The organism is Mycetocola sp. Y171 (assembly GCF_056713165.1).
Window position 1 is genome coordinate 625,173 of record NZ_JBWYGX010000001.1, and the last position, 15,773, is coordinate 640,945.

A 15,773-nucleotide genomic window follows, 5' to 3' on the forward strand; every position below is an offset into this window, starting at 1 on the left:
GTCCCAGACGGGTGAGTCGAAGTCAAGGGCGGCGGCTCGAACCAGTGCCCCAGAGACCGGATTTCACCCGGGTCGCGTGACCTACGCGTCCTGTGGAACCCGAATGGTGAGGCCGCCAGGCTTGATCCGGATCTTCACCGCACTCGCGGTGCCCATGCCGTCGCCATCGAGTTCGATCTCCTCGGCCCGGCTGAGGCGCATGGTCAGCGTCTTCGCCTTGACGTAGTTGAGCGCGTCGACGTCCTTCGTCGGCAACTTCTTTCCGAGCTTCGTGCGGTGCAGCACGCCGTTCTCCCAGAGGATCTTGAACGAGATCTGCATCCAGTGGAAGAAGTTCTCCGGGCGGAGGATCAGGATGTCGAACAGCCCGTCATCGACAGCGGCGTCTGGGAGCAGCAGCACGTTGGCCTGGAGGGAGCCACAGTTGCCGACGATGATCGTGTGCGCGCGCGCCGACTTCGTCTTCGCGCCGTCCAGCTGGTAGCGCACCCGCAGTTCGTTCTTGTCGGTGAGCGCTTTGAAGATCGCGCCGACATAGGCGAGCCAGCCCACCTTGGCCTTGAGGTCTTCATCCGTGTTCGCGAGCATCTTCGCGTCGAGGCCGAGGCCCGCCATGACGAGGAAGACGTGCTTGGTGAGGGAGTCGTCGCCGTGGCGTACGTCGATGAGCCCGAGGTCGATGTCCCTGTTTTTTCCGGCGAACGCGGAGTGGATGGAGTGGTCGAGATCATCCAGGGTCAGGTCGAGGTTTCGCGCGAGGAGGTTGCCGGTCCCCGACGGAAGCAGGGCGAGCGTGGCATCCGTGTCGTGCACCGCTTCGGCTGCAGCGCGGACCGTTCCGTCACCACCGGCAACGATGACCATCTCTGCTCCGGCATCGATCGCCTTCTTCGTGGCGCCCTGGCCCGGGTCCTCGACGGAGGTCTCGAAGTACAGGGTCTCTCCCCAGCCGGCCGCATCCTGCTCACGAGCAACAACAGCTTTGATCGCGTCGAGGTCGACCTTGATCGGGTTGTAGACGACAGCGGCGAGCGACGACCGGGCTGCCTGAGGCTCCGCTGCTTCGGGCGCGTTGCTGGTGTCTGGGGTATTCGTCATAGGTCCAGCCTCCAGCACTTTCGTTCATGCAGCGAATCTGAGCCCATAACGCAGGTGAGCCTTGACATTCTCGCTAAGCGTCCGGCGTCGAGGATCCGACACCCGCCTCATCAGCGACGGAACATTTTCGCCGTCGTCTCCCACAGCCCCTTCACCGGGCGCTGCTGCTCCCCCTGCTGTGCTCCAAGAACGATCATGGCGAGGGTGAGAGCCGGTGTCAGCCACTGCAGCACCTTTTGTGCGCGTTGCGCTCCGGCAAGTTCCGGCGAGGCCCCCGGTGCCGGCTCCGTCGTCCCTTCGGCACCCTCGGCCGCCCGGCCATCGATGACTCGTCCCAGAACACCGGACGCAGCAGTCGAGGCGAGGGCCGCGGCTGTGAACCAGAGCTTGACCGTCGTGTTCGTCCTGCTCTCAGCCTGATTCTTCAGGCGCTCCTTGTTGCTGAGGATGAGCCCGATGCCCCCGATTCCGTGGGCAACGATGGCAATCAGTTCGACCGGCAGCCACCTCCGCCAGCCGGCGGAAGCGAGCTTGAGGCCCTCAGCCGAAGAACGGGCTTCGGCTGTTGCCCCGTTGAGCCCGACGGCCCCCATCAGGGCCCCGCCGAACCATGCGGCAAGGCCGACATCGTGCATGCTCCGAACGACGGTGTTGCGACTGGGCATGACAATCTCCTCCAGAATCCATAGCGAATAGTCCTGCAGGGACCGTACGCGGAGGACCGGAAAAGTCGGCAGGGCTTGACAATCCAGCAGACCGAAGCGACGCCAGTCCTCAGCGGACGGGGCCGAGCGCTCCTGCGGATTCCTGCAGGTAGCAAACGCCGCAAAGCGACTCGTAGGTGACCTCGACACCGTCGATCGCGACCTGGTCGCCGTCGAAGATGAACCGGTCGCCGATACGCCGGCCGTTGAACAGCGCCTTTCGCCCGCACCGGCAGATGGTCTTGAGCTCCTCGAGGCTGTGCGCGACCTCGAGCAGGCGTCGGCTGCCGGGGAACGCCACGGTCTGGAAATCGGTCCGGATGCCGTACGCCAGCACCGGGATCCCCTCGAGCAGCGCGATCCGCAGGAGATCGTTCACCTGTGCGTCGGTGAGGAACTGGGCTTCATCGATGAGGAGGCAGCTGACATCTGCCCCGTTCGCAGCGAGCGCCTCGGCACGGTGGTGCTGGAAGACCGCGTATGCGTCGGCATCCGGCTCGATGACGTAGTCGACGGGACGGGTCACTCCGAGCCGGCTCTCGATGTTCGACTCGGCCTTTGTGTCGATCGCCGGCTTCGCCAGCAGAACGTGGTGACCCCGCTCCTCGTAGTTGAACGCAGCCTGCAACAGGGCCGTGCTCTTGCCAGAGTTCATCGCGCCATAGCGGAAGTAGAGTTTTGCCACGGCTTGAGTTTAGTGGCGCTCAGGAGACGGCGGAGTCGCTGTTCCAGGTCGACGACATCTGCTCGGACGGGCGCCCGTAGTAGGCGTCGGCCGGCCGAGCCATGGCCGCCCGATAGGCGTTGACGAGCACGCGCCCCGCCACGGACCAGGTGAGCAGCTGCGCCTCGGCCAGCACGGCAGTCCGGAGCTGACGGCGTGCTTTCTCCTGGTCATAGAGCAGTTCGATGTGGGAGGTCAGTGCGGCCGTGTCACCGGCTTCGTGGACGAGCCCGTTGACGCCGTGCTCGACCATGGCACCGCTCGCAGAGGACACGAGAGGGATCACTCCTGCACCCTGGGCCTCGTAGGTGACGAGGGCACTGCCCTCCTCGACGCTCGGCAGGATCAGTACGTCGGCCTTTGCGTACGCGGCGCCCGGCTTCTCGGTCGGGCCGCAGACTGTGATGGACGGATGCGCGAGCGACGAGCGCAGCAGCTCGCGGTAGTCGGAGTCGAATGCCCCATAGATGAGCAGGCGGCCGGTCTCGCTCGCCCGAGACGCGAGCCACGCTTCGAGTGCATAGTGCAGTCCCTTGCGGGGAACACAGCGCCCGATGAACACCGCGGTGAACGGGTGGTGCGCCTCGCGAACAGGGACACGGATGCACGTGGGGTCGAACCCGTACTGGTGCCGGATCAGGCGGTCGGCGTCGAAGCCGCGCGACAGGAAGGACCGGGCGACGGCATCCGATGGGACGAGCAGGGCGGTTGCCGCCGCATACTCCCGTTCCTCGAGTTCGAGGCGGTCCCCGTCGCCGAACTTCGACCAGTTCGACGGGATCGCCAACCCGAGGCGGGCGTACTCCCGGCTCACCAGGGTGCAGGCTTCGGCGAGGTGGGTGTTGGGCGCCTCACGGATGCCGGTGACGCCCATTCGCGCGGCCAGCTCGAGCGTGCGGACGGCCGCGAGAGGCCACGTGTGCACGACATCGAACGTGCCTGACGCGAGCACGCGGCGGGCACGCCAGTCGTGCCAGGCGTACACACGGGCGCGGCCGATGGTGCGCTCCGGGATGCGACGCCCGACGAAATCGAGTGACCGGACAATGGCCCTGACACCGACCACCGGGCGTGCGACGCTCGCGACGACGAGGGTGACGTTGTGTCCGGCGCGGACGAGCTGGTCGACCTGGTGCCAGGCGATCGCGCCGAATCCAGGCCCGCCGATAGCGCCGGGGAAACTGTAAAGGACCGAGAGCGCACCGGGTTTGTCGCTCGAACCAATTGCTGCAGCCACCGCGACCATCACCCTCCGACACCGTGGTGGTGTCACCCAGCCGGCACGGTGCAAGGGACACACGGGCCATCCGGGGTGTCCAACTCGTACCCCCCGGTCTGGGTTCAATATACCGCCGGGGTTGAGGATTCCTCAACAGTGACAGCGAGGGGTTCCCCCAAATGGGGGACCGGTGCTATGGGGTCAGATTCTGTTAAGAAAACGATCCACCTGAGCCGCTCTCACCGGGTGATCGCGAGCGCCTCAGCGGTCTTCGCCAGCACTGCCGACGCCTGAGGGGGGTTGTCGTTCAGCGTAGTGCCGTAGCTTGGGATCAGGCCGCTGATCTGGGGTTCCCAGGTGGGGAACTCGGTCGGGAAGCATTTCTTCAGCACGTCGAGCATGATCGGCACAGCGGTGGATGCTCCGGGTGACGCCCCGAGGAGCCCGGCGATGGTGCCGTCCTCAGCGGCGATGACCTCGGTGCCGAACTGGAGGGCGCCGCCCTTCTTCTCGTCCTTCTTCATCACCTGGGCGCGCTGGCCGGCGGTGATGAGGTACCAGTCTTCGGGTTTGGCCGTCGGCATGAATTCCCGCAGCGCGCGGAATTTCTTCGTCTTGCTGGCGAGGAGTTCGCCGACGAGGTAGCTGATGAGGCTCGGGTTGTCCTTCGCGACGGCGAGCATCGGGATGAGGTTCGACGGCCGGACCTGCGTGACGATGTCGAGGATGGACCCGTTCTTGAGGAACTTAGGACTGAACCCGGCGTACGGACCGAAGAGCAGGCTGCTCTCGCCGTCGACGACACGGGCATCGAGGTGCGGAACAGACATCGGCGGAGCACCGACGGCCGCCTGGCTGTAGACCTTGGCCTGGTGATCGGCGACGATCTTCGGGTTGTCCGTGCGCAGGAACTGGCCGGAGATCGGGAAGACGCCGTACCCGGCGATCTCGGGGATCCCGGACTTCTGCAGCAGCTTGAGCGCCCATCCGCCTGCTCCGACGAACACGAACCGCGCCCGGGTGACCCCCGGGGTCCTGCCGACGAGCTGGCGGTGGCTGATCAGCCACGTGCCGTCCTTCTGCTTCTTCAGGCCACGGACCTCGGTGTTGAGGCGGAGGTTCGCCCCGGCATCCGTCGTCGCGTCGATCAGCTGGTGCGTCAGTGATCCGAAGTCGACGTCGGTGCCAGACGCCACCCGGGTGGCCGCGAACGGTTCGCCCTTGAGCCGCTTACGCATGAGGAGGGGTGCCCACTTGTTGATGACACGGGAGTCCTCGGAGTACTCGATGTCACCGAAGAGCGGCTGCTGCTTGAGGATGTTGTACCGCTCGCGCAGGTACGTCACGTTCTTCTCACCCTGCACGAAGGTCATGTGCGGGGTCGAGTTGATGAAGGTCGATGGGTCGCGGAGGACGCCGCGCGCGACGAGCGACGACCAGTACTGGCGGCTGAGCTGGAACTGCTCGTTGATGCTGATCGCCTTGGCCGGGTCGATCGAGCCGTCCTTGCCCTCCGGCATGTAGTTGAGCTCGCAGAGTGCGGCGTGGCCGGTCCCGGCGTTGTTCCAGGGATTGGAGCTCTCTTCGGCGACGTCGCCGAGCCGTTCGAAGATCTCGATGGTCCAGTCCGGCTGGAGCTGCTTGATCAGGGATGCGAGAGTCGCGCTCATGATGCCGCCACCGATGAGGGCGACATCCACCGGGCTGGAAGAGGTCATGAACCTAGTTTAGGCCGCGGAAACTGGGCCCTCGGCACGCGGCGGAGACGCGCCGTCAAGGCTCAACAGGAAGAACGGCGCGCGACGCACGTTCAACAGGATGATCTGGCCGCTTCTGAACGCGGGCTCCTCCGAACGGGGTCAGGCGAGTGCCGCGACCCCCGCCCCGATCAAACCGACCCCGCCGAGCACCAGCCCGATTGCGAGCACCGCGGCGCCGCATAGAGCAGAATCGCGAACCGGTTCGGCTTCTGCGGGTCGTCGCCGGTCACCGAGAGGAAGAAACCCGCGGGCATGAGGATGGCTGCCGAGAGCACGAGTGTCGGAGCGAGCACGGCAACACCGGCCACCCCGCTCCCGTCGATGAGAAGAAGCGTGACCAGCCCCAGGATCACCAGAACCCCGGCGTGTGCATGACCGGCTCGGAAGAAACTCGTCTGCAGCGCGTTGGCTCGCTGCTTTCCACCCACCACCTTGAGAAGGAAGAGCCCGCCGGATTCGATCGCGACCACGGTGAGGAGGACGATCCCCGCTGTGATGAGGTTGGGTGCGTTCATGGCGACTCCTGTGGTTGGATAGTAGCGGTATCCAGTATTGGATACTATTGCTATCCAATGCAAGGGGTCCCGTGAGAATTTCCGCTCTCGTCGAGCGCACAGGCGTACCGCTGGCGACCGTCAAGTACTACCTCCGGGAGGGCCTTCTCCCGTCGGGGACATCGACAGGCGCGACGCAGGCGAACTACACCGAGGAGCACGTACGGCGGCTGCGCGTGATCAAGGCGCTGACGTCGGCGGCAGGACTCCCCCTCCAGAAGGTGAAAATCGTCCTCGATCTCATCGACGACCCCGGTGACGACCTTTTCGCGGCGCTGGGGCAGGCCGTCGCGAGCCTGCCGCCCTACCGCGAGGACTCGGCCGTCGACTACCCCAGGGCGCGAGCCCTCCTCGAGAAGATCGGCCAGGTCTACGACCCCGGTTATGCCGCGACGGCTCAGCTCGAGCACGCGCTCGAAGCAGCTGAAGAGGCCGGCATCGGGATGAGTGAGCAGCGACTCGAGGTGTACGCCAGGCAGATCCGTGGGATCGCCGAGTTCGACCTGCGGCGCATGGGGGCGAGCGACCTCAGTCCGATCGAGTACGCCGTGCTCGGCACCGCCCTGTATGAACCGGTGATCCTGGCCATGCGCCGGCTCGCACACCAGGACATCGCCGCGAAGCGACTACAGGGCTGAGGCGGGGCGTCCCTCGATCCGGTTGCCACCGGCATCCCGCGACTTCTGGACGAGCGCGTTCACGTCCGCGGTCAGCGCGGCGATGTCGGTGTTGCCCGGTTCGATCATCGTGACTCCCCAGCTCACGCCGAGTCGAAGGCCGCTCGCTTTGTCGATCGGCGACTCGACCAGCGCGGCGCGGACGTCCTCGATGATCGAGTAGGCCTGGTCGAGATCGTCGACCAGCACGATGGCGGCGAACCTCGCGGACGAGCGATGGCCGAGCAGCGCCGTCGTCGGCATGTGGTCGTGCAGGATCGACGAGAACGATTCGATTGCTTCGTCGCCGAAGGACCGGCCGAAGGCGGTGTTCATGTCGGACAGGTTGTCGATCTCCGCCCCGATGAACGCGACCCGTTCACCGTGGAGGGTCGCACGAAGGATCCGGTCGACGGCAGGAGAGTCGAAGAGAGCGTCGGGCAGGATGCCGTTCCAGTCGATCTGCTCGATCTCGCGGGTCGCGCGCACGGGCGATCGCTCCGCCCGGAGGATCGACATCGACGTCGACGCGACGATGACGAAGAGGATCGTGACGAACGTGGTCACCTCGGTGCCGAAGAAGTCGCGGAAGACGTCGCTGTCCGGGCCCGCGGTTGCGAACACCACAGCGCGGGTGGCGTAGTAGAAGGCGACGACGAGCATGAGCGACGCGAGGATGCGTGCGTTGAGGTTGCGTCGCATCCGCCCGGTGAGAGCTTCGAATCCGGCGAGCGAGGAGAACACGGCGACACCGAGCAGCATGACCAGTCCGCCGGCCCAGTCACCGCCGTCAGGACCCTCGATGATGACGGCAAGGGCCGTCACCGCTGCCCCGGCCAGGACGATGAGGAATCGCGAGGATCGGTTGTTGAACAGCCGGGCGCCGGCCCAGACGCAACCCATCGCGAGAACCAGGGAGGCGTTCCCGACCGCGATCGCCCACCACGCCGACGGCTGGGCGCCCCAGATCGCAAAGGCGACGGTCGTGAGGATGCCGGCGGTGAACGCGGCGCTCCACAGTCGACCGGGCGGGTCGTTCCGTCCGAACACCGTGTTGACGATGAAGGACACCCCACAGATGGCCACGACCATCCCGCTCGCGAGCAGAAGGGTCTGCAAGTCGAGAGCTGATGCGCCGGATGTGGCTGACTCCATGGCTACGCGTCCTCGTCGTTTTCTCTGGGCAGGGTGACCACCATGGTCGTCCCGCTGGGGCTGCTGGCGGACACGCGGACGTCCCCGCCGTGTGCACGTGCGATCTCGCGGCTGATGCTGAGGCCGAGGCCGGTGCCGTGGATCGTCGAATTACGCACGGATTCGGCACGGTAGAACCGCTCGAAGAGGTTCTTCTGGTCCTCGGCAGACATCCCGCGACCCGTGTCGGAGACGAAGATCTCGACTTCGTCGATGTCGCCGATGACGGCGATGCTGACCCGGCCACCGGTGTTGTTGTACTTCACGGCGTTCGAGAGGAGGTTGTCGATGACCTGGCGCACGCGGAACTCGTCGGCGTAAACGACCGGGTCGCCGATCGTCGTGAGCAGCAGCGAGATCTTCCGCTCCTCCGCGACGGGTTTGAGGGCCTGGATCGACTGCTTCGCGATGACCGCCAGGTCGGTCGGGGCGAAGTTGAGCAAGAAACCGACCTGTTCGTCGTGGGATGCCACGAGCAGGTCGGAGACGAGGGACAGCAGTCGATCGGCGTTCTTCAACGCCACCTCGATGTGTCCGCGGCTTTCATCGCCGACGTCCTCGCTGTCGAGAACGAGTTCGAGGTATCCAAGGATCGAGGTGAGCGGCGTGCGCAGTTCGTGCGAGACCGAGACGACGAGGTCGTCTCGCGCCCCGATCGCCTCGAGCTCTGCGGTGATGTCGCGGGACACCCAGACGGAACCGTCCTGCCCACCCGACGAGTTGGTCAGCGGCCGCCCGGTGACGGCCAGCGCCATCCGGAATCCGCCCGGATTGCCGTACCACATGATGACGTCGTCGAAGGATTCGCCCCTGGCCAGGCGTTTGTGGGGCCGGTCCTCCTCGGCGAACGGCGTCACGCGGTCTTCGCGATAGATCACATCCGGAACGATCTCGCTCTCGCCGAAACCGAACTGTCGCAAACGATCACGGTGCGCACGGTTCACGATCGTCGGCCTGGCCATCCGGTCATACGCCACGACGCCGAAGGTGACCGCGTTGAGCACCTCATCGAGGGTGCGTTCCTGGCTTCTGGTGCGGTCGAACGCGCTCTCGAGGAGTACGGCCTGTTGGCGCAGCAGCCTTCGCTGGGCGAGATTTTTCTGGGTTCCGATGTAGCTCGCCGTTGACACGAAAGCCAGCACGATCGGGAAGACCAGCAGCTTCGGAGTGGTTTCGATGGTCTCCGGGTTGATCAGCCAGACGCCCCACACCGCGAGGCTCGACAGGACCGGGCCGAGCACCGCGCCGAAGAACCCGTAGTAGGTCGCCAGCCAGATCACCGGGAAGACGTAGAAGAGTGACGCCCCGAGGCTCGGCTCGCCATTCTGGATGAGCGCGATGCCGACGATGTCGGCGATCGGCAGCGAAATGGCCCAGCGGCGGGACAGCTTCCGCCATGGAACGGCGGATGCCGCCATGGTCGCCACGAAGATCAGCGCGATGCCGAGAAGCAGCGTCGGTTGAGTCGACAGGTCGATGTCGACGACAAGGAGGATGCAGACGAGGATGAGCACGCCCACCGACAACAGGAGTTGCCAGAGGAAGACCGAGCGTTCGATGCGCGCCCGACCGTGCGACTCGACGCGCGTCGTCGGGAAGGTCATGCTTGTGACACTAGCAATCCCGGCACCCGTACCTGTGCGATCCGGCCGAACGGGGTTAGACCGAGGCGTGCAGTCGGGCGGCCACGAGTTCGGCGATCTGCACGGCGTTGAGTGCGGCGCCCTTGCGGAGGTTGTCGTTCGAGATGAAGAGGGCGAGGCCCTTTCCGGCAGGCGCGCTCTGGTCGGCGCGGATCCGTCCAACGAGGGAGGGGTCCTGGCCTGCAGCTTCCAGCGGCGTCGGGATGTCGGCGAGCTTGACCCCTGGAGCATCCGCCAGCAATTCGATGGCACGCTCCGGGCTGATGTCGCGCGCGAACTCGACGTTGATCGACAGCGAGTGCCCGGTGAAGACAGGGACCCGAACGCAGGTGCCCGAGACCAGCAGGCCGGGCAGCTCGAGGATCTTGCGGCTCTCGTTGCGCAACTTCTTCTCTTCGTCGGTCTCGTACTCGCCGTCGTCGACGATCGAACCGGCGAGGGGGATGACGTCGAACGCGATCGGACGCTTGTAGATGACGGGCTCGGGGAGGCTGACGGCCTGTCCGTCGTGCACGAGCTGGAGGAGGTTCTCGTCCTCGACGGCGACGCGGACCTGGGTGGCGAGTTCACGGGCGCCGGCCAGTCCTGAGCCGGAGACGGCCTGGTAGGTGCTCACGATGAGTCGCTCGAGGCCTGCCTCTTCGTGCAGGACCTTGAGCACCGGCATCGCAGCCATGGTGGTGCAATTGGGGTTGGCGATGATGCCCTTGGTCGCCTCGTCGATGGCGTGCGGGTTCACTTCGGAGACGACGAGGGGAACGTCGGGGTCCATCCGCCAGGCGCTCGAGTTGTCGATGACGGTGACACCCGCCGCCGCGAACCGCGGGGCCTGGGCGCGACTGCCGGTTGCACCGGCAGAGAACAGGGCGATGTCGAGACCGCTCGGGTCCGCCGTCGCGGCATCCTCGACGACGATGTCTTCGCCGCGGAAGGAGATCGTGGAGCCTGCTGAGCGCGCCGAGGCGAAGAACCGGATGCTCGCGATCGGGAACTCCCGTTCCTCCAGCAGACGACGCATGACAGCGCCGACCTGGCCGGTGGCACCGACGACTCCGAGGTTCACTCCGTTGCTCATGGTTCTCTCTTCCGTGCGTCCGGGCGGGGCGGCCCGTGCTCAACTTCGGACAATTGTCCCAAACTCTTGCTGAAACGGCGATTTCAGGCCGTCGTGCGGAGAATCTCCGCAGCTGGGTACAGCGTCAGCGGCCGGTGCCGCCGTGGACGACGGCTTCCTCGTCGCTGTCGAGGTCGAACGCGGCGTGGACGACGCGCGCGGCCTCCTTGACGTTGTCTGCCCGCGTGATCACCGAGATCCGGATCTCACTGGTCGAGATCATCTCGATGTTGATCCCGGCGAGGTGCAGCGCTTCGAACAGGCGCGCGGACACACCCGTGTTGGCTTTCATTCCCGCACCGACGAGCACGAGCTTGCCGATCTGGTCGTCGTGCTGCAGCGATTCGAACCCGACATCTTCGCGCTGCTCGAGCAGGGCGGTGAGCACCTTATGCGCTTCGTCCTGCGGCAGGGTGAACGAGATGTCGGTGAGACCAGTTGCTGCTGCCGACACGTTCTGGACGATGATGTCGACGTTGGCGTCGGTCGAGGCGATGATCTTGAAGATCTGGGCGGCTTTACCCGGCACGTCGGGAACGCCGACGACGGTGATCTTGGCTTCGGTGAGGTCGATTGCGACACCGGTGACGATGGGGTGTTCCATCTCTTCGCCCTCTTTCGGGTTGATGACGAGGGTTCCCTCGTTGTTGTTGAACGATGATCGCACGTGGAGGGTCACACCGTGCCTGCGGGCGTATTCCACTGCGCGAATATAGAGCACCTTGGCTCCGTTGGCCGCGAGCTCGAGCATCTCTTCGCTCGTGATCGTGTCGATCTTCTGGGCGCGGGGAACGACGCGGGGGTCAGACGTGAAGATCCCGTCGACATCCGTGTAGATCTCGCAGACATCCGCTTTGAGCGCTGCAGCCAGTGCGACCGCGGTCGTGTCGGACCCACCCCGACCGAGTGTGGTGATGTCTTCGGTCTCGTCGTTGAAGCCCTGGAATCCGGCCACGATGACGATGGCACCGAGGTCGAGTGCCTTACGCACGCGGACCGGGTTGACGTCGATGATGCGGGCGGCGCCGTAGTGCTTGTCGGTTCGCATGCCGGCCTGAAGACCCGTGTACGAGCGCGACGGGACGCCGAGGTTCTTGATCGCCATGGCCAGCAGCGACATCGAGATGCGCTCACCGCTGGAGAGCAGCAGGTCGAGTTCGCGTGGTTCGGGCGGGAGCGGCGAGACGGCAGCGGCGAGGTCGAGCAGTTCGTCGGTGGTGTCGCCCATGGCTGACACGACGACGACGACCTCGTTGCCGGCCTTGTGCGACTCGACGACGCGCTTGGCGACGCGCTTGATGCTCTCGGCGTCCGCGACGGATGAACCGCCGAACTTCTGCACGATAAGGCTCACGGATACTCCTGGTGGGGTCGATCGGGCGATGCCCGACTCCCTATTCTAAAGCCGGATGCATGCCCGCCCTGCTATGTGACGGATGCCGTCGCGCGTCACGGCCGCGAGGCATCCGTCGGCGGTCTGGCGCACGTAGCCCGGCGGGATGCCTGCGCCGGATCAGCGCTTGACGACGGTGCGGCCTTCGAACGCACGACCGAGAGTGACCTCGTCGGCGTACTCGAGGTCTCCGCCGACCGGAAGTCCGGATGCGAGCCGCGTGACCTTGATCTCGAGCACGGTCAGCAGGCGGCTGAGGTACGTCGCCGTCGCCTCGCCCTCGAGGTTCGGGTCTGTGGCGATGATGACTTCCTGGACGACGCCGTCTGCCAATCGCTGCATGAGCTGGCGTATGCGGAGATCGTCAGGGCCGATGCCGTCGATCGGACTGATGGCCCCGCCGAGCACGTGGTACAGACCACGGAACTCGCGCGTGCGTTCGATTGCGACGACATCCTTCGCCTCCTCGACCACGCAGATGCTCGCCGGGTTGCGGCGCGGGTCACGGCAGATCGAGCAGGTGGGCTGTTCGGCGACGTTTCCGCAGATCTCACAGAAGTGCACCTTCTCGCGCACCTCGGTGAGCAGCTCGGCCAGCCTGGAGACGTCGAAGGTCTCGGTCTGCAGGATGTGGAACGCGATCCGCTGGGCGGACTTGGGTCCGATGCCGGGCAGACGACCGAATTCGTCGATCAGTTCCTGGACAATGCCTTCATACATGCGGGTCTAGTCTCTGTTGAATCGGGTCGGCGGCGTGTGCGGCTGTTCCTCGATGAAGCTCGCGCCGAGGAGTTCACGCACCACGGATTCGCCGTAGCGTGTCGAGGCCGCCGGGTGCGAGGTCTGTCGCCCGCGGGGAGCGGCGGGAGCGGATGCCTGTGGGGCAACCGGGCGGGACTCGGCACCCCGCTCGGGCGGGGCGGGCTGGTTCGCGCGAGGGCCCGTCGGGTGTGCTGCTGCGGCCGGGTTCGACGCCGGAGCTGCCGGTGCACCCGTCGACGGCGCGCCGGACGCGGGAGCCGCGGGCGAGAACCGGCCGGGAGGGATCACGGTCGGAACATCGCCGATCGCGACGGGTTCGCTGTAGCCCGGGTCGTGCTGCGGGTCCGGGTACGGCGGCTCGTCGTCTGGCGGCGGTGCGTCGAAGTCGTCTGGCGGGGTGAGGTCCGAGACCGCTGTCGCGGTTGCCTGGCGTGCGGGTGCCGCCGAAGCCGGGGCGGACACCTCGGCGGCGGGGGCGGTCGGGTCGGAAGTGGGGATCGCCACGACGTGCCACCCACCCGCTGCGGGCGCGGCCACTGCGGCGGATGCTCCGCCGGACGCGGGTGCTGCGGGGCTGCTCGCCGGGCGGACGGCGGCATCTGCGGGACGCGACGCGGGACGCGGTGCTGCCGCTGCTTCTGCCGTCGGCGCTGGGCTCGGCCGAGTGGACGCCGCTGGGCCGTCGGCCGGGCGGGCGCTGGTCGAGGCGGTTGGTGTGGGTGAGGCGACGGTCGACGACGGCGCGCCGGGCGCTGACGGCACCGCGGGCGAGGACGAGCCGACGGCGGACGGCGCCTTCGGCGCGCCCCCTGCGTCGGGCGCCTTCGGGGCGGAGTCGCGCGGAGCATCCGTGTCGCCTGGGGCATCGACGTGCGCGATGAACTTGACGGTCACGCCGAGCACGTCGAGGATCGCCTGTCGCACCATCGTGCTGACGCCGTCGCCGGCGTTGAGGTGTTTGAAGTCCTCGACGTCTTTGGCGCTGGGGAAGCTCAGGCGCAGGACGGCGTCATCGCTGAACGCGCGAACGGATGCCGTCTGCGCCACGAGCCAGGCCGACCGCTTGGCCGCTGCGACTCGCTCGAGGATCTCGGGCCAGGAGTCACGCAGCTGCTGGAGGCTGACCGGCCCGATCGGCTTCACCGTCACAGGAGGTGCAGGAGGAGCCGCGCTCTCGGCAGCGGGGCGCTCCGCGGGAGCCGGCGAAGTGGCCGGGGCAGCGGCGGGCGGACGGACAGGCGCGGGCGCCTGCTGCGGCGCCTGCTGAGGAGGTGCGGCCGGTGCGTCGAACGAGCGCCGGGTGGAGGGGCTTTGCTGAGCGGCGGCATCCGTCGGAGCGGCGGCCGGCGAAGCGGCATCCGACATGCCGACACGGCGTTCAAGTCGCTCGACGCGGGCCAGGGCGCCGCGGGCGGAGTCGTCCATCGAGGGGACGAGCACGCGCGCCACCATGAGTTCGAGGTGGAGGCGTGGCGAGGTCGCGCCGGTCATCTCGCTGAGGGCGGTGTTGACGATGTCGGCCGTGCGGCTGAGTTCGGCCTGGCCGAAACCGGTGGCCTGGACCGCCATGTGATCGAGTTCGTCCTGGGGGATGCCGCGGAGGACGGATGCCGCCTCTCCCCCGGTCGCGCCGACGACGATGAGGTCGCGGAGGCGTTCGAGGAGGTCGTCGACGAAGCGGCGGGGGTCCTGGCCGGTCTGGATGACGCGGTCGACCGCGGAGAATGCCGCGCCGGCATCCCGGGCGGAGAGTGCGTCGATGACCTCGTCGAGCAGCGCCGAGTGGGTGTAGCCGAGGAGGGCGACGGCGCGTTCGTAGTCGACGGTGTCGCCTTCGGAACCTGCCATGAGCTGGTCGAGGAGCGAGAGGGTGTCGCGGGCGGACCCGCCGCCGGCGCGGACCACGAGCGGCAGCACCCCCGGCTCGACCTGGACCTTTTCGGACTCGCAGAGTGTCTGCACGTACTCGAGCATCTGGGCCGGCGGGATCAGCCGGAACGGGTAGTGGTGCGTGCGGGAACGGATCGTGCCGATGACCTTGTCTGGTTCGGTCGTGGCGAAGATGAACTTGATGTGCTCCGGCGGCTCTTCGACGATCTTCAGCAGGGCGTTAAAGCCCTGCGGGGTGACCATGTGTGCCTCGTCGAGGATGAAGATCTTGTAGCGGTCACGGGCCGGGGCGAAGATGGCGCGTTCGCGGAGGTCGCGGGCGTCGTCGACTCCGTTGTGGCTGGCGGCGTCGATCTCGACGACGTCGAGGGACCCGCCGCCGTCACGGCTGAGTTCTACGCAGCTCGGGCACACACCGCAGGGGGTGTCGGTGGGGCCCTCGACGCAGTTGAGGCAGCGCGCCAGGATGCGGGCCGAGGTCGTCTTGCCGCAGCCACGCGGGCCGCTGAACAGATAGGCGTGGTTGACCCGGTTGGTGCGCAGGGCCGTCATCAGTGGATCGGTCACCTGAGACTGACCGATCAGCTCGGCAAAGGACTCTGGCCGGTAACGGCGATACAGGGCTGTAACCACCCCCTTATCGTAGTCGCCGCCGCTGACACCGCGGGTGGGCGGGGTGGGGTGCCCGGCCGCCGAAACTTCGGGAGGAAAATCGAGGGGCCCGTCTACATATTGTCGATTGACCCCTCGATTTTCCTCCTGAAACCATGGCCCGGGATTATCCACAGGCCTCGAGGTCACGCGAGTTGTCCACCACTTTGCCGTCTGGCCACTGCATGACGCGATTCCGGACCACGATCGAGGGCGTGATTGACGAATTCGGCCTCCTCGAGCGCCACGGCGGCATCGCTCATCTGTCCGTGTTGGAGTCGGATGGTGCGAAACGCACTCGCCTGCAGCGTCTCGTAGCGGACGGTCTGCTCCTTCGACCGAGACGCGGCTGGTACGCACTTCCCGGCACGGACCCGCTACTCCTCCGAGCCTGCTCCCTCGGTGGAAGGA

The 15,773-nt window shown here is 66.5% G+C and carries 13 protein-coding genes; 1 reads left to right on the forward strand and 12 read right to left on the reverse strand.

Features of this window, described 5'->3' with window-relative positions; translation table 11 throughout:
• Window positions 1-81: 81 nt before the first annotated feature.
• The 6 genes from AC1M2K_RS02980 to AC1M2K_RS03005 form a co-directional block, all read right to left on the reverse strand.
• Window positions 82-1,098 carry a diacylglycerol/lipid kinase family protein gene (locus AC1M2K_RS02980; protein WP_480239782.1) on the reverse strand — a complete coding sequence of 339 codons (1,017 nt, stop codon included), beginning with the start codon at window positions 1,096-1,098 and terminating at the stop codon, window positions 82-84.
• Between the two features lie 110 nt (window positions 1,099-1,208).
• A complete protein-coding gene (locus tag AC1M2K_RS02985; protein WP_480239783.1) occupies window positions 1,209-1,763 on the reverse strand; it encodes a hypothetical protein in 555 nt (184 codons plus the stop codon).
• 109 nt (window positions 1,764-1,872) lie between these two features.
• Entirely contained in the window at window positions 1,873-2,487 is a 615-nt protein-coding gene (locus AC1M2K_RS02990) for a thymidine kinase (protein ID WP_480237933.1), read from the reverse strand.
• A 19-nt stretch (window positions 2,488-2,506) separates the two neighbouring features.
• Window positions 2,507-3,763, reverse strand: a complete 1,257-nt coding sequence (locus AC1M2K_RS02995) for a glycosyltransferase family 4 protein (protein ID WP_480239784.1) — start codon at window positions 3,761-3,763, stop codon at window positions 2,507-2,509.
• A 221-nt stretch (window positions 3,764-3,984) separates the two neighbouring features.
• Window positions 3,985-5,463, reverse strand: coding sequence for a malate:quinone oxidoreductase (locus tag AC1M2K_RS03000; protein ID WP_480239785.1), 1,479 nt, complete (start codon window positions 5,461-5,463; stop codon window positions 3,985-3,987).
• Between the two features lie 170 nt (window positions 5,464-5,633).
• The gene (locus AC1M2K_RS03005; RefSeq protein ID WP_480239786.1) at window positions 5,634-6,020 is read right to left on the reverse strand and encodes a hypothetical protein; all 387 of its coding nucleotides are present in this window, start codon (window positions 6,018-6,020) and stop codon (window positions 5,634-5,636) included.
• 71 nt (window positions 6,021-6,091) lie between these two features.
• On the opposite strand from AC1M2K_RS03005, the gene AC1M2K_RS03010 reads away from it, so the two are divergent.
• Window positions 6,092-6,697, forward strand: coding sequence for a MerR family transcriptional regulator (locus tag AC1M2K_RS03010; protein ID WP_480239787.1), 606 nt, complete (start codon window positions 6,092-6,094; stop codon window positions 6,695-6,697).
• Here the strand turns inward: AC1M2K_RS03010 and AC1M2K_RS03015 are convergent.
• The 6 genes from AC1M2K_RS03015 to AC1M2K_RS03040 all read right to left on the reverse strand — a co-directional run bounded on the left by AC1M2K_RS03015 (window position 6,686) and on the right by AC1M2K_RS03040 (window position 15,344).
• Window positions 6,686-7,870 carry a diguanylate cyclase domain-containing protein gene (locus tag AC1M2K_RS03015; protein ID WP_480239788.1) on the reverse strand — a complete coding sequence of 395 codons (1,185 nt, stop codon included), beginning with the start codon at window positions 7,868-7,870 and terminating at the stop codon, window positions 6,686-6,688. The genes AC1M2K_RS03010 and AC1M2K_RS03015 overlap by 12 nt on opposite strands.
• A gap of 2 nt (window positions 7,871-7,872) precedes the next feature.
• Window positions 7,873-9,513 (reverse strand): sensor histidine kinase, encoded by a 1,641-nt coding sequence (locus AC1M2K_RS03020; RefSeq protein WP_480239789.1) that lies wholly within the window; start codon window positions 9,511-9,513, stop codon window positions 7,873-7,875.
• A gap of 55 nt (window positions 9,514-9,568) precedes the next feature.
• The gene (locus AC1M2K_RS03025) at window positions 9,569-10,627 is read right to left on the reverse strand and encodes an aspartate-semialdehyde dehydrogenase (RefSeq protein ID WP_480237940.1); all 1,059 of its coding nucleotides are present in this window, start codon (window positions 10,625-10,627) and stop codon (window positions 9,569-9,571) included.
• Between the two features lie 124 nt (window positions 10,628-10,751).
• The gene (locus AC1M2K_RS03030; RefSeq protein ID WP_480237941.1) at window positions 10,752-12,020 is read right to left on the reverse strand and encodes an aspartate kinase; all 1,269 of its coding nucleotides are present in this window, start codon (window positions 12,018-12,020) and stop codon (window positions 10,752-10,754) included.
• A gap of 159 nt (window positions 12,021-12,179) precedes the next feature.
• Window positions 12,180-12,779 (reverse strand): recombination mediator RecR, encoded by a 600-nt coding sequence (gene recR, locus AC1M2K_RS03035; protein WP_480237942.1) that lies wholly within the window; start codon window positions 12,777-12,779, stop codon window positions 12,180-12,182.
• Between the two features lie 6 nt (window positions 12,780-12,785).
• Entirely contained in the window at window positions 12,786-15,344 is a 2,559-nt protein-coding gene (locus tag AC1M2K_RS03040) for a DNA polymerase III subunit gamma and tau (protein ID WP_480239790.1), read from the reverse strand.
• Window positions 15,345-15,773: the final 429 nt, after the last annotated feature.